Annotated in this window: 24 protein-coding genes and 1 riboswitch; of the genes, 8 read left to right on the forward strand and 16 right to left on the reverse strand. The window is 30.4% G+C overall.

The window, feature by feature from the left end; all coding sequences use genetic code 11:
- Positions 1-9: 9 nt before the first annotated feature.
- Positions 10-483, reverse strand: coding sequence for a transcription elongation factor GreA (gene greA, locus ITB9_RS09975; RefSeq protein WP_028289672.1), 474 nt, complete (start codon positions 481-483; stop codon positions 10-12).
- A 152-nt stretch (positions 484-635) separates the two neighbouring features.
- On the opposite strand from greA, the gene ITB9_RS09980 reads away from it, so the two are divergent.
- The gene (locus ITB9_RS09980) at positions 636-1,082 is read left to right on the forward strand and encodes a hypothetical protein (RefSeq protein ID WP_054852110.1); all 447 of its coding nucleotides are present in this window, start codon (positions 636-638) and stop codon (positions 1,080-1,082) included.
- A gap of 54 nt (positions 1,083-1,136) precedes the next feature.
- Here the strand turns inward: ITB9_RS09980 and ITB9_RS09985 are convergent, their stop codons facing one another.
- From ITB9_RS09985 to ITB9_RS10020, 8 genes are all read right to left on the reverse strand, one after another.
- Positions 1,137-3,350: a TonB-dependent receptor domain-containing protein gene (locus ITB9_RS09985; protein ID WP_054852111.1), complete on the reverse strand. Its 2,214-nt coding sequence runs from the start codon at positions 3,348-3,350 to the stop codon at positions 1,137-1,139.
- A 101-nt stretch (positions 3,351-3,451) separates the two neighbouring features.
- Positions 3,452-3,542, reverse strand: a riboswitch (TPP riboswitch).
- A 111-nt stretch (positions 3,543-3,653) separates the two neighbouring features.
- The gene (gene arfB, locus ITB9_RS09990) at positions 3,654-4,061 is read right to left on the reverse strand and encodes an alternative ribosome rescue aminoacyl-tRNA hydrolase ArfB (protein ID WP_054852112.1); all 408 of its coding nucleotides are present in this window, start codon (positions 4,059-4,061) and stop codon (positions 3,654-3,656) included.
- Positions 4,062-5,615 carry a DUF4301 family protein gene (locus tag ITB9_RS09995; protein ID WP_054852113.1) on the reverse strand — a complete coding sequence of 518 codons (1,554 nt, stop codon included), beginning with the start codon at positions 5,613-5,615 and terminating at the stop codon, positions 4,062-4,064.
- The gene (locus ITB9_RS10000; RefSeq protein ID WP_028289667.1) at positions 5,615-6,187 is read right to left on the reverse strand and encodes an AAA family ATPase; all 573 of its coding nucleotides are present in this window, start codon (positions 6,185-6,187) and stop codon (positions 5,615-5,617) included. The genes ITB9_RS09995 and ITB9_RS10000 overlap by 1 nt, the downstream gene beginning before the upstream one ends.
- A complete protein-coding gene (pnuC, locus tag ITB9_RS10005) occupies positions 6,148-6,780 on the reverse strand; it encodes a nicotinamide riboside transporter PnuC (protein WP_054852114.1) in 633 nt (210 codons plus the stop codon). Before pnuC ends, ITB9_RS10000 begins: the two co-directional genes overlap by 40 nt.
- A complete protein-coding gene (locus tag ITB9_RS10010) occupies positions 6,764-7,024 on the reverse strand; it encodes a thiamine-binding protein (protein ID WP_028289665.1) in 261 nt (86 codons plus the stop codon). Before ITB9_RS10010 ends, pnuC begins: the two co-directional genes overlap by 17 nt.
- Positions 7,025-7,026: 2 nt before the next feature.
- A complete protein-coding gene (locus ITB9_RS10015) occupies positions 7,027-7,749 on the reverse strand; it encodes a geranylgeranylglyceryl/heptaprenylglyceryl phosphate synthase (protein WP_371440200.1) in 723 nt (240 codons plus the stop codon).
- On the reverse strand, positions 7,749-8,375 hold the full coding sequence (locus ITB9_RS10020; protein WP_028289663.1) for a 4'-phosphopantetheinyl transferase superfamily protein: 627 nt from the start codon (positions 8,373-8,375) through the stop codon (positions 7,749-7,751). The genes ITB9_RS10015 and ITB9_RS10020 overlap by 1 nt, the downstream gene beginning before the upstream one ends.
- Before the next feature lie 132 nt (positions 8,376-8,507).
- Between ITB9_RS10020 and ahcY the strand changes: the two genes are divergently transcribed.
- A complete protein-coding gene (ahcY, locus tag ITB9_RS10025) occupies positions 8,508-9,824 on the forward strand; it encodes an adenosylhomocysteinase (RefSeq protein ID WP_028289662.1) in 1,317 nt (438 codons plus the stop codon).
- 148 nt (positions 9,825-9,972) lie between these two features.
- On the forward strand, positions 9,973-10,434 hold the full coding sequence (locus tag ITB9_RS10030) for a DinB family protein (protein ID WP_054852115.1): 462 nt from the start codon (positions 9,973-9,975) through the stop codon (positions 10,432-10,434).
- Positions 10,435-10,479: 45 nt separating this feature from the next.
- On the opposite strand, the gene ITB9_RS10035 is transcribed toward ITB9_RS10030, so the two are convergent.
- From ITB9_RS10035 to ITB9_RS10060, 6 genes are all read right to left on the reverse strand, one after another.
- Positions 10,480-11,484: a phytase gene (locus tag ITB9_RS10035; RefSeq protein ID WP_054852116.1), complete on the reverse strand. Its 1,005-nt coding sequence runs from the start codon at positions 11,482-11,484 to the stop codon at positions 10,480-10,482.
- A 2-nt stretch (positions 11,485-11,486) separates the two neighbouring features.
- Complete coding sequence (locus tag ITB9_RS10040; RefSeq protein WP_054852117.1) at positions 11,487-14,366, reverse strand: TonB-dependent receptor; 2,880 nt, start codon at positions 14,364-14,366, stop codon at positions 11,487-11,489.
- Between the two features lie 163 nt (positions 14,367-14,529).
- Positions 14,530-16,104, reverse strand: a complete 1,575-nt coding sequence (locus ITB9_RS10045) for a tetratricopeptide repeat protein (RefSeq protein WP_054852118.1) — start codon at positions 16,102-16,104, stop codon at positions 14,530-14,532.
- Positions 16,105-16,240: 136 nt separating this feature from the next.
- Positions 16,241-16,501 carry a 50S ribosomal protein L27 gene (rpmA, locus tag ITB9_RS10050; RefSeq protein WP_028283192.1) on the reverse strand — a complete coding sequence of 87 codons (261 nt, stop codon included), beginning with the start codon at positions 16,499-16,501 and terminating at the stop codon, positions 16,241-16,243.
- 43 nt (positions 16,502-16,544) lie between these two features.
- A complete protein-coding gene (gene rplU / locus ITB9_RS10055) occupies positions 16,545-17,192 on the reverse strand; it encodes a 50S ribosomal protein L21 (RefSeq protein ID WP_054852119.1) in 648 nt (215 codons plus the stop codon).
- Between the two features lie 97 nt (positions 17,193-17,289).
- A complete protein-coding gene (locus ITB9_RS10060) occupies positions 17,290-17,742 on the reverse strand; it encodes a DUF4199 domain-containing protein (protein ID WP_028289656.1) in 453 nt (150 codons plus the stop codon).
- Between the two features lie 193 nt (positions 17,743-17,935).
- On the opposite strand from ITB9_RS10060, the gene ITB9_RS10065 reads away from it, so the two are divergent.
- Together ITB9_RS10065 and ITB9_RS10070 are read left to right on the forward strand one after the other, a co-directional pair.
- Positions 17,936-19,270 carry a pitrilysin family protein gene (locus ITB9_RS10065; RefSeq protein WP_028607549.1) on the forward strand — a complete coding sequence of 445 codons (1,335 nt, stop codon included), beginning with the start codon at positions 17,936-17,938 and terminating at the stop codon, positions 19,268-19,270.
- A 19-nt stretch (positions 19,271-19,289) separates the two neighbouring features.
- Complete coding sequence (locus tag ITB9_RS10070) at positions 19,290-21,362, forward strand: pitrilysin family protein (protein WP_054852120.1); 2,073 nt, start codon at positions 19,290-19,292, stop codon at positions 21,360-21,362.
- Positions 21,363-21,395: 33 nt separating this feature from the next.
- On the opposite strand, the gene ITB9_RS10075 is transcribed toward ITB9_RS10070, so the two are convergent.
- Complete coding sequence (locus ITB9_RS10075) at positions 21,396-22,292, reverse strand: DMT family transporter (RefSeq protein ID WP_054852121.1); 897 nt, start codon at positions 22,290-22,292, stop codon at positions 21,396-21,398.
- Positions 22,293-22,391: 99 nt separating this feature from the next.
- Here ITB9_RS10075 and ITB9_RS10080 point away from each other — a divergent pair, with 99 nt between their 5' ends.
- The 3 genes from ITB9_RS10080 to ITB9_RS10090 all read left to right on the forward strand — a co-directional run bounded on the left by ITB9_RS10080 (position 22,392) and on the right by ITB9_RS10090 (position 25,645).
- Positions 22,392-22,796, forward strand: coding sequence for a heavy-metal-associated domain-containing protein (locus ITB9_RS10080; RefSeq protein ID WP_054852122.1), 405 nt, complete (start codon positions 22,392-22,394; stop codon positions 22,794-22,796).
- 93 nt (positions 22,797-22,889) lie between these two features.
- Positions 22,890-24,038 (forward strand): site-specific tyrosine recombinase/integron integrase, encoded by a 1,149-nt coding sequence (xerA, locus tag ITB9_RS10085; protein ID WP_054852123.1) that lies wholly within the window; start codon positions 22,890-22,892, stop codon positions 24,036-24,038.
- A 68-nt stretch (positions 24,039-24,106) separates the two neighbouring features.
- Positions 24,107-25,645: an RNA-directed DNA polymerase gene (locus tag ITB9_RS10090; RefSeq protein WP_054852124.1), complete on the forward strand. Its 1,539-nt coding sequence runs from the start codon at positions 24,107-24,109 to the stop codon at positions 25,643-25,645.
- Positions 25,646-25,794: the final 149 nt, after the last annotated feature.

Consider the following 25,794-nt stretch of genomic DNA (forward strand, 5'->3'; position numbering starts at 1 on the left):
GTTTAATTTTTATCTTGATATTTCAACAATATCAAATTTAATGATACCACTTGGCACACTAATTTCTGCTACATCACCAACAGATTTACCTAATAAACCTTTACCTATTGGACTGTTTACAGATATTTTTCCTGAAGCCAAATCAGCTTCTCCATCTGCTACTAAAGTGTAATTCATTTCCATACCATTGGTTTGGTTTTTGATTTTTACTTTAGATAGTACTAGTATTTTTGAAGTGTCCATTTGAGACTCGTCTATAACGCGTGCTCCTGCCATTTGGTCTTCAAGTTTTGCAATTCGCATTTCTAACATACCTTGAGCTTCTTTGGCTGCATCATACTCTGCATTTTCACTTAAATCACCTTTATCTCTTGCTTCCGCAATAGCTCTTGATGCTTTTACGCGCTCTACATCCTTTAATTGCTTAAGCTCTTCACGCAACTTTTTTAACCCTTCTGCTGTATAATAAGATACTTTACTCATAACTTCATCGTTAATTAAATAAAAAGATGCCGAATTAAATTCAGCATAAAAAAAATCTCGTCGCTACGAGATTGTATTACAAATATACAAAATATTTAATTCAACGTCGTATTTGTTGTAAATTGCGATGCTAAAAAACTATTAAAATTTATATGTTAAGATCTTTATATACACTTATTTTATGTTCTGTCATCTTGTTTTCTTGCCATAATAACAATGATGATGATAACGGTAGTAATTTTATACCTGATATTACTTTTGACACCGCAAATACTATAAATACCACCTTACCACAATATAATGATTTAGAATTTCCTGGTGGTACTGTTGTATTAAATGGCTATGGTTATAATGGTATTGTAGTTTATTATACCGGAAATCAATATTATGCTTTTGAGATTACAGACCCTAACCATGTACCTACTAACTGTTCTGTATTAACTATTGAAGGAGGCATAGCCACATGCGGTTGTGATGATGCCAATAGCTATAGTATTGCTGGTGGTGGAGTACCTTTTGATGGAACTGATGTACAATTTAGTTTAAAACCTTATTTTGTTGAAGCTAATGGAAACGTTATTAGAGTTTACAATAACTAAAAAAGCACCTCTAAATTAGAGATGCTTTTGGTGGTTTACTTAAAAAATTGTTGATTAAAATTTTAATGTTGCTCCTACTAAAAAGTTAGTAGTTGCTTGTGGGTAGTATCCTGTACCTTCAATTGTAGTTGTTGTATTTGGATCAGACCAAGTATCATCATATGTGTAATAATATCCATTTGAAATATATTCTTCTCCAAACACGTTATTAATCAATCCTGATAATAGAATTGATTTGAAAATTTTGTTTGTCTTAATTTCATAAGAAACATTAAAATCGTTTACAAAATAACTATCTAATTTTGATGCTTGAGAGTCTGTATTACTCATATATTGCTCTCCAATATACTTACTTAAAAACGACAGCTGAAGCGCATTTATTGGCTTAAACACTATAGCATTTGACGCTACTATATCTGGTGAAAATGATATGTTAGTTTTACCTAAATTTACTAAACTGCCATCTTTAGAAATTATAGTTTCGTCATTTTTATTAGAACTTAATGTGACATTTGGTTGTATTGAAAATTGATCATTTACTTTTACAACTGCTTCTAACTCTAAACCAAGACGAGAGCTTTTTCCTGAATTCTCTCTAATTGGAGCTCCTACATCATCAAGCGTTCCTGTTAAAACTAACTGCTCATTGTATAACATATAGTAGGCATTAGCATTAAAAACTAAATTTTGATTTTTATATCTCCAACCTAATTCAAAGTCATTTAACTGTTCTGGTTTTATGTTAGGGTTACTTTCAAAATCACTTCTACTTGCTTCTCTGTTAGCTCTTGCATAAGACAAGTAAAAATTATTATTGTTATTTAAATTATAAGATACTCCTGCTTTTGGATTAAAAAAATTGTACGTTTTATCTATTACAAATAATTCTAAATCAGAATTAATTCCACTTGTATCATAATTAACACTTCTAAATTGTAAATCTGCAAACAGACTTAATTTTGAATTAAGTTGATAATTAGCTTTTGCAAATGTGCTAAAGTCATATTTATCACCATCACTATCATAATAATGATCTCTTATTTGACTATTACTAGCATATTGAGACCATATAACTTCTCCAAAATGATCTCCATGGTAAGAACTATAAAATAAACCAGAACTTAAATTTAATTTATCGTCTGTATAGTTTACGTTAGCATTTAAAACATAAAAATCATTATCTAACCAACGTCTTCTAATAACATCTGTTTGATCGATAGTCTCACCTCCAATAACCAATTCATCAAAACCATAAGTTTCAAAATCTTCATCTTCTTTATATTGTTCAAAATAACCAGAACCTTTTGTATAGTTTAACCCTAAATTAGTTGACCAATAGTTATTAATTTTTTGATTCCAATGTAATTGATAATGATCTTGTTGGTAATTATCAACTTCATTATCATAAAACTGCAGATTACCGTCTTGATCAAAATAAGCTCCTGACACGTTAAATGTTCGATTTTCTTCAATATTAGGATTAGCACCTAAAGCACTGACATAATCTGGATCAAACCCATTCCAAGATTGATAAGTAACCTCTTTACCTCCAAAAGTAATGGCTTTTATTAAAGTATTATCATCGATATATGCACCTTGTAAAAAATAAGACTTTAGGTCAGAAGTAGCTCTATCTATATATCCATCAGAATTAATTTGAGATAATCGTCCTGATATTTCAATTTGATTATTTAATAAACCTGTACTATATTTTACAGTATGTTTACGTGTATTATAGCTCCCAAAACTATTAGAGACTTCACCGCTAGCCTTTTTGGACACAGCATCAGATAACACATTAATACTTGCTCCAAAAGCACCAGAACCATTAGTTGATGTTCCTACACCACGTTGCAACTGAAGACTTTCTACAGAAGATGTAAAATCTCCTAAATTTACCCAAAAGGTACCTAAACTTTCAGAATCATTATAAGGAATACCATTAATGGTTATGTTAGTTGACTGAGCACTAACACCACGAACACGAATACCTGTATATCCGACTCCTGCTCCAGCATCACTAGTTGTAACTACAGATGGCAAGTAATTTAATAAAATAGGAATGTCTTGTCCTAAATTACGAGATTCGAGATTTGCTTTTGTTACATTAGAATGGGTAATTGGAGCATCATCTTTTACACGAATAGATTGTATAAGAACCTCATCAAGTTTAGTCACTTTAGTCGTATCCAATTGGGTTGACTGTTGTTGTGCACTAGCACAAATTGATAACATTAAAAATGTTAAAAAAAGAAATAAATTTTTCATTACGATTACATCGTTAACCGAATAAAAAGAGGTAATTATTCTTTAATAATTATTAAAAAATGGTGTATATACTTTTTCAAAAAGACATTACACGTTAACACAATAAATGTGCTTAAAATTCCTAAACAGCATTACCTGTTCTAGGTTCAATGGGTATGATCTCAGCCGATATAGGCACCCCTTTTTTGAGAACGATGCAAAGGTAGATTAGAATTTTGATTTATGAAATATGAAATTGATTTATTTTTTTACTTTAAAAGAAAACCAATAATCAATTTAAACTACAAACATTAGATTATAAGATCAATCAAGCTCAGGTTTTCTCCTGTTTGCTTTTCGCTGAGCATTGATTTTTTTACTTTTCAAGCGTCTTTTAATAACAGCTTTAGGAACTTTAGTAGATTTACGGATTTTTCTGGGCTTTAAAGCCTCCTTGAGCATTTGCACTAAACGTTTTAAAACAATTCCTTTATTTTTTAATTGACTTCTAGTTTCTCCACATTGTAATAGTAAAACTTGATCTTTAGTTAATCTGTTTGATAGCTTATCTAAAATTATGCTTTTTTGATTTTCATTTAAAACTAAAGAATCAATAACAGAAAAACTTAATTCAATTTTAGTAGCAACTTTGTTAACATGTTGCCCACCACTACCAGAGCTTCTAATGGCTTTTAAATTACATTCGTTTTCTAAAGCTTTTATATCAAACATTTATGAAACCTGGTGTGTTGGTTTTAATAAATCATTAACCGTTTTTACAGGATTAAAAGTTACTAAAGGGACTTCAACAAAAATAGTATTCCAGTTAGCCATACTACCATTCCATAAACCTGGTAACTCAAGTGCTTTTATCTCTTGACCCGATTTGGTTTTATTGGTTATAAATGCTGTTTTATGATCTACATACTTATGTAAATCGTAAGATTCTCCTTTATAATTTTTTGTACTACAAACTAAATCCACAGGATTAAAATGTGTCGCGTTTTTGACAATGTTTTTTTGTGACTTTACTTTTTTATCAATTTGTGCAGACTCTACAATTTGTAGTGAAATATTTGCGCCTTCATCTTTCACCCAAAAAGGGCCTCCTCCTGGTTCCCCTTCATTTTTAACCATACCACAAACGCGTATTGGCCTATCAATTTTATTTTTTAAATATTCTATTTGATATTGTTTAGAATATTTTTCAAATTCAGGAGATATAACCACATTCAATTTAGATATTAAAAACTCTGCTATATCAATAATATCTGTACTCTTTAATTCTTTTTCATCTAAATCTCTAGCATATTTAAAAGCCTGATCTTTAACTTCAATTAATAAACCAGCTAGCATTTTTTTATGTTTAGCGACTTCGACTTGATACTTATTAACAACGACATTATCTATGTTTTTAATAAAAATAATGTCTGCATCTAAATCGTTTAAATTTTCAATTAAAGCACCATGACCTGAAGGTCTAAAATACAAGTCTCCATTTTCTTCTCTAACAATTTCATTTTTAGTAGATACCGCTACAGTATCTGTAGCACCTTTTTGGTAAGAAAATGAAATTTCAAATTTAGTGTTTGTCTTTTGTTCTACTATATTCTGAATACGTGTAAACTCGTTAGTAAATTTATCTTTATGTTTATCTGAGATAGTGAAATGTAGTTTAGCTTGACCGTTTGTTGAAGCATATAACGCAGCTTCAAACAAATGCTCTTCAAAAGCACTGGCTAAATGATTCTTATATTTATGAAATGGTAATAAACCTTTAGGGTATTGACTAAAAGATAATTTATCATCATGTAAAATAGCAGCAATAAAAGCTTCTAATTTTTCATCATTATTAAGGTTTTTATAATTTTTATTATGATTCTCTAAATAGTTTATGACTGTATTATAGAAAGGAAACTTTTCTAGAGCAACAAAAAACAAAGATAGATTAGACGCTTTATTTTTGTTTATAAAGGCATTAACAGTCTGTTTTTTAGACTTGTATTTCTTAGAAAATTCAAATAAAAATTTAAACATTCTTGTTGCTGCTCCAGAAGCTGGAACAAACTTAACAACCTCTAATTTTTCTTTTTCAGCGTCATACTTTTTAATTAATTGTATAGTTTTTTCTTCTGAAAATTGTAAAATGCCATCATCCAATGTTGCAGCTCTCTCTAAATTAATAAAAGGTAACCCTGTTTTAAACAACTCTAATTGTTGTTCTACTTTTTTTAAAGACAGTCCTTTTTGCTCTAATAATGTTATATCTTCTTTACTAAAATTCATTATTGGTTTTTGGTTTGTAATAATTGATCAATATAAGTTGTCGCCATTTTTAATCTTGTTTTCTTATCACCTTTTAACAAAACATAAGGTCGCTTATATTTTATTAATTCTGCCTCAAAAGCTTTAAACATAGCTTCACGTTCTTCAGGCTTATCCCGTAAATCATCAGCTTCCCAAGGTGTATCAATATACGTTAAAAAGTATAAATCGTAGGTGTTTTTTAAAGCATATTTTTCTAACACTGGATCACAAATTCCAGAATAATAAGCTTCGGAATAGACTTTAGTTTCAAGTAAATCGGTATCGCAAATTAAAACTGAGTCTGTTTTTTTAGCTAAATCATTCTCTAATTTCATTTGTCCCTTTGCTATAGGAAGTAAGTCTTTTGTTTCGCAAGTTTTACGCTCGTTATTCCATTTATTTTGCAAATATTCACGTGCGTATTCTGGCACCCAAACCGAGTGGTAATGTCGTGCTAATTGTTGCGACAAAGTAGTTTTACCAGTAGATTCTGGTCCAAACAAAACTATTTTTACACAATTTGAAAGTTGTTGTTCAAGTGCTTTTTCCATGCTAAATAGCCATATATGGCAATAATTGTAAATCCTAAATACTGAAAGGATGTAAATGTAAATCCTTTATAAAAATATAAAGGAACTGAGATAATATCTCCAATAATCCATAAAATCCAGTTTTCAATCTTACGTTTAGCCATTAACCACATACCCACAAAAAAGATGGCTGTGGTAATGGTATCAATATAGGCAACCCAACTGGTCCATTTATCAAATGTTTGATATATAAAAAACACAAAAAATAGTGTTGCTATAAATATTAAGAGACTTATTTTTTTTTCTTTGTTTGTTGTTTTAGAGATTGGTGTAACTTCACTATTATTAACTTTTCTTGTCCAAATATACCAACCATAAACACTCATTATAAAATAATAAGCATTTATCATCATATCTCCTAACAACTCCCATTTAAGCAATAAATATACAAAAATGACTGTACTTATCATACCTGTTGGAAATACCCAAATTTTATTTTGTTTGGAAAACCACACAGACAAAAACCCGAAAATAACTGCTATAATTTCTAGGATTACATCTGTAGTTTCATAATCAAAATATTGTCCAAAAAGGAAATCAAAAATGTGGTTCATAATCGCTTCTGTCTGTTTTAACAACTTTCATAGTTAATACACAAATGTCTTGATTTTCAAACGAAGCTTTAATCTTTTCGTTTAAAAAAGGCATTAATTGGTCAAATTCACCAAAAATTTGAGTACTTAACGGGTTTTCTAAAACCGTAAATTCTGAATCTCTCAACATTTTAATAAAATCAATAACATGTTGCTCGTAATCATTACTTAAAGGTGACAAGGTTAAGTCTACCGAAATATTCATATTTATAATTTTAGTTCATTAAAAAAATTGATATCATTTTCAAAAGCAGTCCCAATGACTACTATATCTGCTCCTGAATAATAAGCTGCATCTAATTGCGCTTTACTTCTTATTCCACCTCCAACAATTAAAGGTATACCTAAATTTTTTTTAACTGCTTCAATAATTTTTAAAGGGACTGGATGTAACGCACCACTTCCGGCTTCTAAATAAATTAGTTTTTTACCTAATAACTCTCCTGCTTTTGCTGTGTCAGCAACCAATTGAAGCATATTAACTGGTATTGGCTGTGTTTCTGTTACTTTCTGAACCGTTGTTTCTTTACCATTCTCAATTAAAATATAACCTGTTGGTATAACTTCTAAATTGGTGTTTTTTAATATTGAAACTGCTTCAATTTGTTTCTCTATTAAGTATTTAGGATTTCTACCAGATATTAAAGATAAAAACAAAATAGCGTCTGCATTTTTAGCTATTTGAGTAACGTCTCCAGGAAATAATACAATTGGTAAATTTACTAGTGGCTTTAATGCTTTTACAAGTTGTTCTGTCTCCTCTTCTTCAACAGTACTTCCACCCACAAAAACATGAGTAATGATTGATTTATTAATTTTATCGGCAAATTGCGATATTATATTTAAGTTAAAATTATCAGGATCGATTAATATGGCTAATAATTTCTTTTTTTTCGCTTTCGCGGAAAGTATGTCGTTGTAAACACTCATTATTCTATAACATAAGCACAAGTAAAACCTTCAAATTCCAAGTAATTGGCAGTATAACGCTTTTTCAAACCCTTATAATCTATCCAACATACGGTTTGATCGTCATGCATTGTAAACGGAATAACTAAAAAATGCTCTCTAAACAACATTCCAGGTGTTGCAAACAATTTATAAAGAGATTCTTTAATTCCCCAAATCACTGTTAATTTGTTAATATAATCAGACGCTTGCTTGTCCAAATATTCAAATTCATACTCTACAAACTTTTTTGCAATTACAGCTATTTTATCTCGTCGTTGCTCTATATCAATACCAACATCAGTATCACTAATAATTACACCAGAAAACGTAAAACTATGTGTTATAGATATATGCTTTCCATCTTTTAAATGTGGTTTTCCATTAGTGTCATAATACAAATCTTGATCTGTGTAACCAAAAGCTTTAAGCAAGTGTCTAACACTTAAAAATCCGCGTTGGTGTAGTTCACTTTTCATACCTAAAACACGAGTTAAGCTTTCTGGTTTTAAATCTAACGGATTGATTAATTGGTCATAAGACTCTTCAATCTTCCAGATTTTAACAGTAGTTTGTGAATTAGGAGTAATGGTTTTATATAGAGGCATTTAATATTCTAAATTCTATTAGTTATCTTTGCAAAGCCTAAGGCTAATTATGCATTTTAGTTAAGCGAATTTAACCATTTTAAGTGCTAATTCCCAAAGGTGTTTCATTTATAAAATAAAGAGATAAATAATATGAGTACAAAAAACGTTGCTTACGTACCTAACAAGGTAAAAGACATGTCGCTTGCGGCTTGGGGAAGAAAAGAAATTAATTTAGCCGAAGCAGAAATGCCAGGACTAATGAGTTTACGTGAGGAGTATAAAGACGAGCAGCCATTAAAAGGTGCACGTATTGCAGGATGTTTACACATGACTATCCAAACTGCTGTTTTAATTGAAACTTTACAAGCTTTAGGTGCAGAGGTTACTTGGAGTTCTTGTAACATTTTTTCTACACAAGATCAAGCTGCTGCTGCTATTGCAGAAGCAGGAACTGCTGTTTATGCATGGAAAGACATGACAGAAGAAGAGTTTGACTGGTGTATAGAACAAACCTTATTTTTTGGTGAAGATCGTAAACCATTAAACATGATTTTAGATGATGGTGGAGATTTAACAAACATGGTATTAGACAAATACCCAGAATTATCTGATGGAATTAAAGGATTATCTGAAGAAACTACAACAGGAGTACACAGATTATACGAGCGTGTTAAAAACGGTACATTAACAATGCCAGCTATTAACGTAAACGACTCTGTAACTAAATCTAAATTTGATAACAAATACGGTTGTAAAGAATCTGCTGTAGATGCTATACGTCGTGCAACAGACATTATGTTAGCTGGTAAACGTGTAACTGTTTGTGGTTATGGAGACGTTGGTAAAGGTACTGCTGCATCATTTAAAGGTGCTGGATCTATTGTAACAGTTACAGAAATTGACCCAATTTGTGCTTTACAAGCAGCTATGGATGGTTTTGAAGTTAAAAAACTTGAAACAGTAGTTGGAAACAGTGATATTATAATTACAACAACAGGAAATAAAGACATTGTACGTGGTGAGCACTTTGAAGCAATGAAAGACAAAACTATTGTTTGTAACATTGGACACTTTGATAACGAAATCCAAATGGCTTGGTTAAACGAAAACTTTGGTGATACTAAAGACACAATCAAACCACAAGTAGACAAATACAATGTTAATGGTAAAGATATTATTATCCTAGCCGAAGGACGTTTAGTAAACCTTGGTTGCGCAACAGGACATCCTAGTTTTGTAATGTCTAACTCGTTTACAAATCAAACTTTAGCACAAATTGAACTTTGGAAAAACAGTGAAAAATACGATAACGACGTATACATGTTACCAAAACATTTAGACGAAAAAGTAGCAAAATTACACTTAGCTAAAATTGGTGTCGAGCTTACAGAACTTGCACCTTACCAAGCTGAATACATTGGTGTAACTGTTGAAGGACCATACAAGCCAGAACACTATAGATATTAATTAAAAGAGAATCTTTTAAATGTAATATTAAAATCCCAAACACTAAGTTTGGGATTTTTTTTATCTATTAACTTACAATATCAATTTTATAATTACAAGGTTAATTGTTATCTATAATTTGTACCTTACCTAGTATAAATTAAAATTTATGAGTTTACAAAAGCTAACTACAACCTTAAACACATTAGAATATCATATTCAAAACCACGAAGCTAACAACAAAGCTATTTCTAAAGAAAATGTAGCTTGGCATATAGATCATAGCCTTAAAGTGATAAACAATGTCTGCAATGCTTTAAAAACATCAGACCCAAGCACATATTCTAATAATTTTAGTGTTTTAGGCAAGGTATTTTTTACGTTAGGTTTTTTTCCAAGAGGTAAAGCTAAAGCACCTAAACATGTAAAACCTCCAGAAGTTATCTTAAAAGAAGATCTTATAGTTCAAATTAAAGAAGCTAAAAGCAATATTAGTAAAATTACGGACCTAGACACAAACGCCTATTTTAAACATCCGCTATTTGGACATGTCAATACAAAAAGAGTATACCGCTTTTTAATTCTTCACACTACACACCATTTAAAGATTATAAAAGACATACTTAAATAGTAAACTATAAAAACCCCTTTCTAATATTAGAAAGGGGTTGAAAAATTAATTCAGTTTTAATAACTCTAAATCATGAAAAAAGAAGTTTTTTTCATCATTCATAGACACAAATAAACCATTAGGAAATTTGCTACTTAAAGCTACAGTTGTAATATCACAACCATCAGTTTCAATAGTTCCTAAATTAAGTTCTTTTATAAAAGCATTAGTTTTTAAATCAAAAACATTGAAAGTATGTGCTTGCTGGTTAGAAACTATTAAAAAACCTTTATCTTGGTATTTTGCAATAGCTATACCTTCTATATCTTTAGTAAAATACTGGCTACCAAAACAACTTAACTCTTCGTTGCCCATACTTGGTTCTGCATAATATTTACGTATACAATGTCCTTCATCTGAATAATAAACTATTCCATTTTCATTATCTACAGCAATAGCTTCAATTTCTTTTTTTCCGCTAAAACCGCCAAATTTTCTAACCAAATTAGCATGTACACCTAGACTATCAGAATTTAATTTATATTGATATAAATATCCTGTTTCAGGTCCTGATTTTCTACCAACAATAGCGTAAATAGATTTAGTTTTTGGTGATTTATACAGTGCTATTCCCATTGGTAAATTATGCTCTGGGTCTTTAGCATCTGCAAACACCTTGAAACCACCATTATCTAAAGGCTTCATGTCTGGCACAGAAAACACACGGATTTGTTGACGTTCTCTTTCGGTAAACGCAATTATATCTGTTGTAGTAGAATCGTTTAACTTAAATCCATATTCCAAATCCACATTATTAGGACGTTTTATATTGATTATACTTTTTTCTTTAATAATTTTTCCGTCTAAATTAAAAGCATAGATACCTCCATTAGTTTCTTTATCAGTACCAAAAACAATACTTTTTGAAGCATCATTTGGATTAACCCAAATAGCTGGATCATCTGTATCATTTGGTGTTTTTTCGGTAATTATGGTTGGCTGGATTACTGGTAATTGTTTTTTACATGAAACAATTACTAGTAAACAAAATCCATATAATAATTTTTTCATATTTATTTTTTAAATAAATCATATTTTAAACCAATTGTAAAGCGTTGTCCATAATGCTCACTTTGCATTGTACGACTACTCACTCCTTGGTAAAAACGTAATGGTTGATTTGTTATATTATTTAAACTTGTGTAAACACTTAAGCCTTTTCCAAAAGCATACGTTGCATTAAAATCTAGAAAAAATTGCTTGTCATAATATCTGTCTTCAAAATCATTTCCTCCAATCTCATCTATATAAGAGTCTGAAAAATTACTTGACAAACGTATGCTTAAGTTTTTGTTAGCATACCCTAAAGAAGCATTAAACATATTTGGCGCTGTGTTAGGCAAAGCTAAATCGTCACGCTCACCACCATCTTCATTTCTAATTCCATTGGCATCAGACGTTAAATGCGTATAATTTAAGTAAACACTAAAATCCTGAGCAAAACCTGGCAAGAAATCTAGTTTTCTTTGAAAAGCAAATTCAAAACCTAAAACCGAAGCATCATCTCCGTTTAATGGTTGATACACTTCGTAACCTGCTGTATCTTCACCATAAGTATCATCTGTTGTTTCAGTTTGGTAAGTATAAATAAAATCGTTTATTTTTTTATAAAACACACCTCCAGAAAGTATACCAACAGATTTAAAGTAATGTTCTGCCATAACATCAAAATTCATTGATGTAGTTGGATTTAAATTTGAATTACCTAATACAACTTCACTGTCTTCGTTTATAATTTCTGCTCTTGGAATTAAATCTACATAATTTGGTCTTGCCAAGGTATTTGTCCAAGCAAAACGAAACACAGTATTAGTATTTAAATCGTATTTAAAATGTAAACCTGGTAAAATATTGACGTATGAGTTATTTTTATTTACTGCCTCAACAATAATGTCTTCATCAATACCTGCATCTTCATCTTCTTCTATAAAAGTTAATCTATATCCTTCAGAATCTAAATTTGTACTTTCAACTCTTACACCAGCTAAAACACTTAATTTATCTGTTAATTGCTGATTAGTCATGATGTAACCAGCAAAAACATTTTCATCAACATCAAAATTTCCGCTTTGGTATTCATCTACTAAATCCTCACTTTCAAATTGTGCTATATTATTTAAATCTAAACTCCCTATAAACTCTGGTGTTGCAAAAGTCCCTATTTGATATTGACTACCTGACAGAAAATTAGTATCTGTGTAGTTTTTAGTTGGTAAATTACCCAATAAGTCAAAAAACGCATTTTCTGGAGAATACTCGGTAAAATCGTTATCTCTATTTTTATTTTTAAATCGACCACGAACACCAAATTTTAATGATCCATCTTCGCTATCAAATAAATTTAATGGTAATTTGAAGTTTACAAACACATTCAAGTCAGTTTCTTCTGTGTATTGATTTTCCTCGGTTAACTCACCAAACTCAAAATTGTTGTAAGCAGCATCATCTGCATCAACTGGCGTGTAAAACGGAAATTCTGAATCGTTATTATAATTAATAAGATATTCACTTTCGTGTACCAAATAACGCTCATTTAATCGCTCTTCTGAAGCTTTTGCAAAAGAGGTCATCCAGTCTATTTGTAATTTGTTTGCTAAATGGTTTCCACCTAAACTAAAGTTAAACATACGTTGATCTTCTAAACGTCTATTTTTATTTCGATTATTATCGATACCAGCTTTAGTTTCGCGTTTTACTTCAACAGGAAACATGGATAAATTACCATTGGCATCAACAGTAAAGTCATCAGCTTCAATATCTTCTCCATCAAGAATTGCATGTTCTAAAACAAAACGATTTTCTCTGTCATCTCTCCAATTATAAATAGACTTAAAATAAACACTGTTATTGTCGTTTAATTTATAATCTAAATTTGCTGAAAAACTTCTACGGATACGTTGTACTAAATATTGTCTTACTTCAAAAACGTTGGTATATGGACTGACCTCAACTTCTTCTAAATTATCTTCATCACCATTATTGTATTCAAACTCATCAGTCCATTCGGCTTCAAAATTATCACTCCCAAAATCATTATCGTTTATTGATGCAGAAACCATCCAACCAAATTTACCGTTATAACTTCTGTCTCCTAATAAAAACTGACCGTTTAAAATACGTTTACCTGTAATTGAATTTACTCCAGAGCCAGCTGTTGCAGACAAACGAAAACCTTGAGGCGAGGTACGAGTAATTAAATTTACAGAACCACCCAAAGCGTCTGCATCCATGTCTGGAGTAACTGCTTTATTAACTTCTATTGTTTGGATCATGTCTGAAGGAATTAAATCCATTTGCACTTCTCTATTATCTCCTTCAGCAGAAGGTATCCTGCTTCCGTTTAACGTCACGGAGTTTAATTGTGGTGCTAAACCACGAATAATAATATTTCTAGCTTCTCCTTGATCTACCTTCATCGTTATTCCAGGAATACGTTTTACTGCATCACCAATATTAGCATCTGGGAATTTACCAATTTGATCTGTAGATACAATATTAGTAATGTTTGTTTTATTTTTCTGAGTATTTAAAGCTCTAGCTTGACCATCTATATAACCTGTGATTTCAACAGTATCAAGCTTTGTGTTTTGAGATGCCAAATGAATAACTACAGAAATGGTCTCTCCTAAACTAATCGACACAGTTTTTTTATAGTCTGCATATCCTAAATATTGAATTAATAATGTATAATTACCTTCAGGAATATCTACTAAAGTAAATTTTCCATCAAAATCTGATACTCCTCCTTTTTTTAATTCTTGTAATACCACTGAAGCTCCTGGCACAGTAATACCATTATCATCTGTAATAACACCTTGAATATTTCCGTTTTGCGCAAATACAAAAGCTGATATTAATAGTGTCAAAAATGATAAAAAATGATTTTTTTTCATGTTGTTGTTTGATTATTTTTTGTTTGACACAAAGCTATATTTAGTCGCTATTGTTTAGATAAAATTGAGGTTAACAAACAGTAACAAGCAAGTCAATTACACCTATAAATGATAGCAACATTAACAATGCAATAACATTGGATTAATGTTGTTTTAAAATTCACTAAAGATTTAAAATGTAGGATTGTAAATCGTCTTTAGACGTTAACGGAAGCTTCTTACGCATTCTATAGCGAGCCACACGAACACTGTCAGGTGTAATATTTAAAATTGAAGCTATAGCTTTTGAAGACAAGTTTAAACGCAATAACATACATAAACGCATTTCAGAGGATGTTAACTCTTCATGTGCTTGAGATTTTAAGTCTTTAAAAAAATTAGGGTTAATTTGACTAAAATAGGTCATAAGTTCTGACCACTCATTTTCTTTTGATAAGTCAGAATTTATAGTCTTAACAAGTTCTATTAACTTCGTTTTTATCAGTTCAGGATTTCTACCTTTTATATTGTTAAGTGTTCTAGAAACATCTGCTAACAACTTATTTTTATGAGCAAGGTTTAAACTGTAATTGGTTAATGCCGAAATTTTAATATCAATTTCACGTTTTAAGGACATTTCTTCGGCTATTTTAATATCTAAATCAGCTTGTAGTAATTGTTGTTTATAAGTTAGTAGTTTTTGTTCGTGCCTTTTACGTTTTTTTAAATGTATTAACCCAATAACAAATACTAAAATAACAGCTAAACTTATAATAATTATAGCAATTTGTCTAGTCCTATTTAATTGGTTTTGTTTATTAAGTATAGCTAATTGAGCTTCACTTTCCTTAACATTATATAACACTTCCATAGCACTAACCAGTTGTAAATTTTGGTTTTTAAACTCTTTCTGATTTATTAGATTTTGTTCATTTAAATACTTGTAAGCATTCTCAAAATCTTCTAATTCGGCATATGTTCTAGCCAAATCTTTAAGTGCACTTTCTTCTTGCTGTTTATTATTCTTATTTCTTGCTAAGCGTAAAGCTATGTTTGTTAATTTAAGTGCTTGGTCATATTGTTTTAGCTTTCTAAAGACATCAGACTGATTATTAATAATGTTAATTTTTAAATTTGAAGTGGTTGATTTTTCAAAATCATGGGCTATATTAAAATAATTTTGAGCTAAATCATATTGCTCTAAATCTTCATATATACTACCTAAGTTTTCATTAGTTAAAGCTATTCCTGTACTATCATTTAAAGACTCAAAGAGCGCTAAACTCAGGTTTTGATAATTTAATGCATTAGTATAACGTCCTTCTTTTTCGTTAACGCTACCTAAAATAGCATTGGCATTAGCTAAACCTTTATAGTAAATTAATGATTTTGCTATATAAATACTTTTTTTGGCATATTGTGATGCCTCAGAAAATTGTTTTAATTCTAAATGTATAGATGCAATCTGATTATTAGCATACACAAAAAGCGTATCTTTTATTAAATAAAGTTCTTGAGCATTATGATAGTTTTTTATAGCCTCACTACCTAAGCCTAAATCTTTGTAGAAGTCAGCTAAAAAAATAAAATTTTCAGCAATACCTAGTGTATCGTTTATATTTTTTGCAGAATTTAGATTGTACTTAATTCTGTTAATTTTAAATATCGCCTTTTCAGACACACTATCTTGAGCAATTAATAGTGTTATAGAAAAAAAATAGAAAATTAAAAAAGAAAGAAAATTGAGTAAGTTAACCATTGGATATAGTATAAATCTTCAAAGTAAATTTTACACTTTAACCTAATATAGGGTTAATATTAATTTTCTATTAATTAAATAAAAAAAGCCCTTTCCGTATCAGGAAAGGGCTTTTTATTTTTAGGAAATAAAATTATTAAGCTTGGAAAGGCTCAATAGAAACGTAAGACTTATTGTCTCTTTTCTTTGTAAATTTTACTAAACCATCAACTTTAGCATGTAAAGTATGATCTTTTCCTTGGTATACGTTTTCACCTGGATGGTGTGTATTACCTCTTTGTCTTATGATAATGTTTCCAGCAATAGCAGCTTGTCCACCAAATATCTTAACGCCTAAACGTTTCGATTCTGATTCTCTACCATTCTTCGAACTACCAACCCCTTTTTTGTGAGCCATGATCTTAAGTTTTTAAATTGTTATACTTAAAGTGATTTAGCAATTATGCTTTACCACCATCTAATTCGTCTTGCCATTTCTTTAACTCATCCCACTTACCATCAGCAGCTAATTGTGCTTGTGCTGGCCAAGTATCAGTTACGTGATTACCACGTACACCTGCAATGATTTCAGAAATTTTAGCTGCATCAGTTTTAGCTAATTCAGCAAAAGTACTAATCCCAGCTTCTACTAAAGTAGATGCTATTTTAGGTCCAATACCTTCAATTTTCTTTAAATCGTCAGCTTTCCCTGTAGCTTTAGCAGCTTTTTTAGGTTCAGCTTTCTTAGTTTCTTTTTTCGGAGCTGCTTTTTCAGCTTTAGCTGCTGGCTTTGCTCCTGAAGCTACTATATTTTCAATTACGATTTCAGTTAAGGCTTGTCTGTGTCCATTTTTGACACGGTAACCTTTTCTTCTTTTCTTTTTGAAAACAATAACTTTATCACCTTGAAGGTGCTTTAAGACTTTTGCACTTACTTGTGCTCCGCCTATAGCTGGGGCGCCTACAGTAATGTTAGAACCATCTGCTACTAAAAGAACGTTATCAAATGATACGTTTTGTCCTTCTTCTGTTGCTAAACGGTTAACAAAAACTTTTTGGTCTTTTTCAACTTTAAATTGATGCCCTGCTATCTCTACAATTGCGTACATAGCGTAACGTTTTTATTAATTAATTTGTATAAAATAATCTCATTTTCCTTAGAAAACGGATGCAAATATACTGCTAATTAATTAATCTACAAACGTTTTATACATTTTGAGGGATATTTCTACTCTTTTTAAATAACTGCATGCAAGTTAGTGTCATTACAACCGTAGTTGCAAAACCCATAATAGCAACAACAAAAGCGACTAAACCTATGTGCACGTTATAATCGCTTTCAAAAACGGTTAGTAATTGATTTAAAAAATCAGGATTAATTTCGGTAGCATAAAAAGTAAAAAAAATGGTAAATAGTACTGAAGCAATAAAACCTGCAACAATACCAACTGTAAAACCTCCAGTGTAACTAAAATAGTCTGCTTGTTGTAATTTATAATATTTTATGGTTTCATAAATCCCAAATCCGGTTATAAAACCATTAAATAAACTAAAATAAGGATTGGTATGTAAGTTAAATAATGCTAAAATTAAAAAGAAAGCTATTAAGCAGGCACTAATAACTAAGCCAAAACGAATTGGCAACGATATATTTTTCATAACAATTTGATTTATTGGTTAATACTTTCTTTAAATTTCGTAAAAACAAAACAATTATTTTACAAAATGATGTTAATTTTTAATAAATTAAGCAGTAAATACGTACATGTATTGTTATTTTTGTTAAAATCATTGTAACAAAATCTTGCAATGGTATACTAATACTTAAACTGATAAATTAAATAATCAAAACATGAAAAAAAGTTTATTCTCATTAGCTGCTTTGCTTTTAGCTGGTTTTACCGCTTCTGCACAAGAAGTTAAGTATGAAGAGTTAGATTTAGATAACGGTTTACACGTTATCTTACATCAAGACAATTCCGCTCCAGTAGTAACAGTTGGCGTTATGTATGACGTTGGTGGTAAAGACTTAGGAGGAACTCCTGAAACAGGATTAAGAACTGGTTTCGCTCACTTTTTTGAGCACCTTTTATTTGAAGGAACAAAAAATATTGATCGTGGTGAATGGTTTAAAATCGTATCATCTAATGGTGGAAGCAACAATGCAAACACATCTTTAGACAGAACGTATTACTATGAGGTATTCCCTTCAAACAATTTAGAATTAGGATTATGGATGGAATCAGAACGTATGCTTCACCCTGTAATTGATCAAGTAGGTGTTGATACACAAAATGAAGTTGTAAAAGAAGAAAAAAGATTACGTTATGACAATTCTCCATACGGACAATTTTTATTTGCTGTAAGCGAAAACTTATTTCAACAACACCCTTACAAGCACAAAAACATTGGAGAAATGTCTGATTTAGACGATTCTACTTTAGAAGAATTTCAAGCTTATTTTAAAAAGTGGTATACACCAAATAATGCTGCTTTAGTTATTGCTGGTGACATTGATGTAGCTGAAGCTAAGCGTTTAGCTAAACTTTACTTTGAAGAAATCCCAAGTGGTGAAGTCCCAGTTAGAAACTTCCCTAAAGAAGCACCAATTACAGAAGCTATTGAAGCTAAATTTTACGACGCAAACATCCAGATACCTGCAATTATTACAGGATACAGAACACCAGGGTTTGCTGAGCGTGACTCGTATATTTTAAACATGATTTCTACTTACTTAAGTGATGGTAAATCTTCTAAATTATATAAAAAATTAGTAGACGACCAAAAAATGGCTTTACAAGCAGGAGCTTTTAACCTAGCACAACAAGATTATAGTGTGTATGCAATTTACGGTTTACCTTTAGGTGAAACATCTTTAGAGACATTACTAGCTGAAATGGATGAAGAAGTTGTTAAACTTCAAACAGAATTAATTTCTGAAAAAGATTTCCAAAAGCTTCAGAATAAATTTGAAAACCAATTTGTAAATTCAAATTCAAGTGTTCAAGGTATTGCAGCTTCATTAGCAACAAACTACATGTTATACAAAGATGTAGATTTAATTAATACCGAAATTGATATTTACAGATCTGCTACTAGAGAAGATATTCAAGCAGTAGCTAAAAAATATTTAAACCCTAATCAACGTGTTGTTTTAGAGTATTTACCTAAAAAAGACGATAACTAATAAAGAAATTTTAATAGATATGAAAACAAAAATAACAGCCTTATTAGCGGTATTATTTATATCCATTTCGGCTTCAGCCCAAATAGATAGATCTAAACAACCTAAACCAGGTCCTGCTCCAGCAATTACATTAGAAGTTCCTGGAGAATTTGAATTAAAAAATGGACTTAAGGTCTTAATTGTAGAAAATCATAAATTACCAAGAGTATCTTACTCATTAACAATAGACAACCAACCAATTACTGAAGGAGACAAAGCTGGTGTGGCATCACTATTAGGTACTATGCTAGGTAATGGTACAACAAGCATTGCTAAAGATGTTTTTAATGAAGAGATTGACTTTTTAGGTGCTAGATTAAGTTTTAGTTCTGATGGTGCTTTTGCAAGTGGTTTATCAAAATACTCTGATCGTATTTTAGAATTAATGGCAGATGCAGCAATGAATCCGTTATTTTCTCAAGAAGAATTTGAAAAAGAAAAAGAGCGTATTCTTGAAGGTTTAAAAAGTAATGCTAAAAGTGTTGACGCTGTAGCTAGTCGTGTCGGTGGTGCTTTATCTTACGGTAAAAAACACCCTTACGGAGAATTTGTAACAGAAGAAACAATTAACAACATCAACCTTGATAATGTTAGAGCGTTTTACCAAAAATACTTTAACCCAAACAATGCTTACTTAGTAATTGTTGGTGATGTAGATTTTAAAACGGTTGAAAAACAAGTTAAAAAGTATTTCAAAAAATGGGATAAAGGAATCGATTTTTCAACAAATTTAATCGAGCCTAATCCAAACGTTGCAAGTACACAAATTAACTTTGTGGATATGCCAAATGCTGTACAATCAAATATTTCATTAACTAACAATGTTAAGTTAGAAATGAATGATCCTGACTACCACGCAGTTTTAATTGCAAACAAAATTTTAGGTGGTGGGTTTAACAGTTACCTAAACATGAATTTACGTGAAGCAAACGGTTGGACTTATGGTGCACGTTCTGGTATTGGTACTTCTCGTTATGGAGCATCAAGATTTACAGCAGGAGCTGCAGTACGTAACATGGTTACAGATAGTGCAGTTGTAGAGACATTAAAAGAAATTAAAAAAATTAAAACAGAACCTGTTACTGCAGAAGCTTTAGCTAACGCAAAAGCTAAGTATGTTGGTGATTTTGTTTTAGCTTTAGAAAGTCCTCAAACTATTGCTAGATATGCATTAAGAATTAAATTAAACAAGTTACCAAGTGACTTTTATAAAACATATTTATCAAAAATAAATGCAGTTACTGTAGAAGATGTACAACGTGTGGCTAACAAATACTTTAAGCCAGAAAATGCTAGAATTATTATTGTTGGAAAAGGTAGCGAAGTTATTTCTGGATTAGAAGCAACAGGAATACCTATTAAGTATTTTGACAAATTTGCTAATCCTGTAGACAAACCAGTATTTTCAAAACCAATTCCAGAGGGTGTTACAGCAAAATCAGTAGTTGATAATTACATTAATACTATTGGTGGTACAGATAAAATCAATGCTGTTAATACAGTAAAAATGAATGGAGATTTTGTTGTTCAAGGTGCTCCACCATTGACCGTTGAGATTAAGCAAACTAAAAATAATAAAGAGTCTATGGAAGTTGCTATGCAAGGTATGGTAATGATGAAGGCTAAATGGAACGGAACGACTGGATACAGAGAACAACAAGGTCAGAAAATGCCTTATTCTGAAGCTGAAGTAACTGCTAAATTAGCAGATTCTGGTTTATTTCCAGAAACTAGTCTTGACATGGCTAATGTAACTTTAGAAAGCATTGTGTCTATTGATGGTGCAGATAACTACAAACTAAAAGTTATGAAAGGTGAAGACGCTTCTTACCGTTATTATAATGTTGAAACAAACTTATTAACTCAAGAAGAAAGCACAACTGAAGCGCAAGGTAAAGAGATTAAAACAACAGTAAAATATGACAATTACTCTGAAGTAAACGGAGTTAAGTTTCCATATGCACAAACTATCATGACTGGTCCACAAACCATGTCAATGAATATTAAAAATGTAGTTGTAAACGAAGGTGTTACAGACGCAGATTTTGAATAATTAAAATCTATATAATTTTTAAAAGTCCGAAGCCTAAACGCTTCGGATTTTTTTTGCTTTTCTATTAGCTAAATACACACCAAAAAGTATAACCAATGTTCCTAAACCTTGAGTCCAACTAAAAGACTCACCATCTAGCAAACCCCAAATTAAAGCTACAATAGGCATAATATAAGTAACAGAAGACGCAAAAACTGGTGTAGATATTTGGACCAGAGTATTAAATAAAACCTTAGCCAAAGCCGTACCAAAAAAAGCTAATATGGTGACATAACCTATAGATTTGGCAACATCAGGATTATTAAAATTTTCAGTAGTGAAAAATTCAGTTAAAAACAAAACAATTAAAGCCGGAATAAATATCACAACATAATTACCAACAGCAATAGCTAAAGGCTTTACATCTTGCAAATAACGCTTTATAACATTAACATTAATAGCATACATAACTGTAGAAGCTATAACAAAACCTGCATACCAATAATTTTGATTTGGATTAAGATCTGCACCTTCTAAAATCAATATAGAAGTTCCGATAAAACCAATAACAACACCAATAACTTGTCGTGTGGTACTGGCAATTTTAAAAACAGCAGCTCCAAGCAAAACCGTATTTAAGGGTACCAAACTGTTTAAAACAGAGACAACAGCACTATCAATTTCAGTCTCAGCAATAGCAAAGAAAAAAGCAGGAATAAAAGACCCAACAAAACCTGATAATGCAATCCATTTCCATTGTTCTTTTTTAATAAATCGTATTTTTTTATAACCTGCTGCAAACAAAAACAAACCTGTAATCAAAGTCCTTAACGCACCTAATTGGTAAGCATTTAAACCTATTAAAGCTTTTTTAATTAATATAAAAGAAGTACCCCAAATAAGAGATAAAACAAGTAAGTACACCCATTTTGATGTCGCTTTTTTTTGCATAGCTAAGTTTTAACACTACAAAAATCCAATTTTAAAACTTAAAAAGTATAATATTTAGTAATTTTGTATCAATATTTATATCAATTAATTTTATACAAGATGAAATCATTTAAACACATATTAGTACTAGCCATAGTAACTGTATTTACATTTAGTTGTAAAAACGAAGCACAGCCAGAAGTTAAAACTGCTCCAGCATCAACAAGTACTAAAGTAGAAACAAAAAAAGCAATTAACCCAAATGCTAAATTAGCTAAAGCCGAATTTAAAATTGAAGGTATGACTTGTGCTATGGGTTGCGCAAAAACTATCGAGAAAAAAATGACTAAGATGGAAGGAGTAAAATCTGCAGTTGTAGATTTTGATCGCGAATTAGCTATGGTTGAATATGATGAAGCTATTGTAACTCCTGCTTCGTTAGAAACTACTGTAACTAGTGTTGCTGACACATACAAAGTTAAAGACATGCAAACGGTAGATGATTTTTCTTCTGTAAAAAAATAACATTTAAAACACCTTAACCAATTAAAGCCTAGAATTATCTAGGCTTTTTTTTGTTTTAATTTTACTATTTTAGAACAATCAAAACAGTGTGCTATGCAACAACTTCCAACAGTTACTTTAAATAACATTTATTATAAACAAGCACATCAAATCAAAATTAGTTTTAAGTATAACACTACACTTATAGAAATATTAAATAAAATTCCAAATGCTACTTGGAGTAGAACTTTAAAAAGTTGGTATATAAAAAATACCTCTCAAAATTTACACCTTCTCCATAAAGTATTAGAAAATAAAGCAAATATTGATAACAAAAATTTGTCAATCCAAAAACATCCTGAAAAAAGAATAAGAAACCTATCTGATTTCAACAAAAACTTGCTAAATAATTTCTATAAATACTTAAAAGGCAAACGTTACAGTAAAAGCACTATAGATACTTATACACTTCAAATAGCAGATTTTGTAGAATATTACAACACAAAATTAAATTTAGTCACAAACAAAGATGTAGAATTATTTATAGAAGATATTTATATTAAAAGAAATTACAGCATCAGCACACAACGCCAATTTATAAGTGCATTAAAATTATTTATCCTGTATTACCCAAAACTTAATATCAATAACTTAGAACTAGCTAGACCTAAACAATCAAAAAAGCTACCAATTGTATTATCACAAGCAGACATTTTAAATTTAATTTCAAATACTACTAACTTAAAACACAAAACAATAATAACACTACTATATTCAAGTGGATTAAGGATAAGCGAATTAATTAATTTACAATTAAAAGACATCAATCTAGACAGAAAACAAATACATGTACAAAGCGGTAAAGGCAGAAAAGACAGAATTGTAAGTATTGCAGACCACTTTATTCCAATGGTTGTAGAATACTACCGTAGCTACAAACCTAAAATTTATCTTTTTGAAGGCATAAATAAAGGTAAATATAGCGCACAAAGTGTAAGGCAATTTATTACAAAAAGCTGTAAGAAAGCAAAATTAAACAAGCCTGTAACACCACACACATTAAGACATAGCTATGCCACGCATTTATTAGAAAACGGTGTAGATATCAGGTATATCCAATCACTATTAGGTCATGCTAAGCCAGAAACAACAATGATATACACTCATGTACAACGAAAAGATCTTATGTCAATTTCAAACCCTTTAGATATAGCAATACAAAAATTTAACAACCCTAATAAAACAACAAAAAAGTTGTCATAACGGGAAATATAACCCCAAAAACAACTATATTAGTTGTCATATAACCAGTTACCACCAATTAAAAAAAAATGCAACTACCAAGAAAACATTTCTTAGAAACAAAAAAGCTTTTAAAAAAAGTTCCTACTAAAAAAGTTGCAAAATGGTTATTAGAAGAAGGTTATTTCCCTGAACAGTATATTGTCCCACCAACTTTTAAAGTTTCCAAATTTGACCTAAATTCTAGACCATTTACTGAGGTAGATACTTCTGGTACGAATCCAAAGTTTGATGTTAAAAAAAGTGAGTTGATAAATGTTTCCTTTCCAAAAACACAATTAACAGATAGAACATTCGGAATTATTGAACCAAAAATTTATCACGATATGGTTTGGTATTTAATGAACGAATGGGATTTAATAACAAGTCATTTATTTCATTCTAAAAACAAAATTTATTCCTACAGTTTTCCAATTCCTGTTACTAAAAAAAACGAAGGAGAATTAGGAAATTTAAGAGCAGGAAGAATGATTTATGAGTTTCTTGAAATGGCTGAAAATGATTTAGTCGCTGAAGCTTTTAATTATAAATATATTTTAAAAACCGATATTAAGAATTTTTATCCTTCAATTTATACGCACAGTATAGCTTGGGCTATCCACACTAAAAAAACAATTAGAACTAGTGGAAACAGAAATGCATTCGATAGATTTTTAGGCTTAAAACTAGATAAACTTATACAATACGCTAATGATGGCTGTACTAATGGAATCCCAATTGGACCAGCAATTTCTGATTTAATTGCAGAAATAATATTATCTGCTGTGGACACTGAAAGTTCCAAAGAAATAGATAAGCTAGGAATTGATTTTTTAGCTGTTAGATTTAAAGATGATTATAGAATTCTATGTCAAAAAAAAGAGGATGCTAACAAGATAATTAGAATACTTCAAAAGCAACTAAAGAGTTTTAATTTAGCATTGAATGACGACAAATCAGAAGTTAATGAATTACCTGAAGGCTTATTTAGAGAGTGGACTGCTGATTATCAACAGTTTTCATTAAGATATAATAATAAGATAAGCTATAATCGTTTCGAAAAATCTTTAAGAGGTACTTTAAAAGTAGACAAACAACACAGAGGAACCGGAGTCGTTGACAGATTTTTAAGTGAACTTTCATCCAATTCATTCAATCTAAAGCTAGAATTCAATGAAAAGAATTTAATGAAGGCAATTAGTTTACTACTTTTATTAAAAGAGCGTAGATACAAATCATTCCCTCAAATTCTTGGAATAATTGAAAAAATAATCGAAAAACATTCTGCTAATAAGTCAGTAATGACAAAAATTGAAAGAGCAATTGAAAATTTGTTTAACGAGAAAATGAAAAATATTGAAGACAATCAATATGACCTCATTTGGTTAATTTACTTCATTAAATCTAACAACCTATTTTCAATTACATTTCCGAGAAAAATAAAATCACCACTAATTAAAAGTTTGAAAGCTAATCGAACAGAATTTTTTAAACCTATACCAAGTGGAATAAAAATATTTGATACGATTAAAAGTAAAGGAAGTAATAAACCTATGCTTGAACATTTAGCTATATTTAAGAAAAAATAACTGGTGGTAACACCGTATATAATTTATTGCTAGTTCTAGCTTACTTACGAAAATCCTCGCGGATTTTCTATTCGGTTTTTATTTGCTAACTTTAGTGCTTAAACCACGCAACAAACCATATACAAACACGTTGTGCATAATATGAAAAG

It is taken from the genome of Olleya sp. ITB9, assembly GCF_001315805.1.
Lineage (GTDB): Bacteria > Bacteroidota > Bacteroidia > Flavobacteriales > Flavobacteriaceae > Olleya > Olleya sediminilitoris.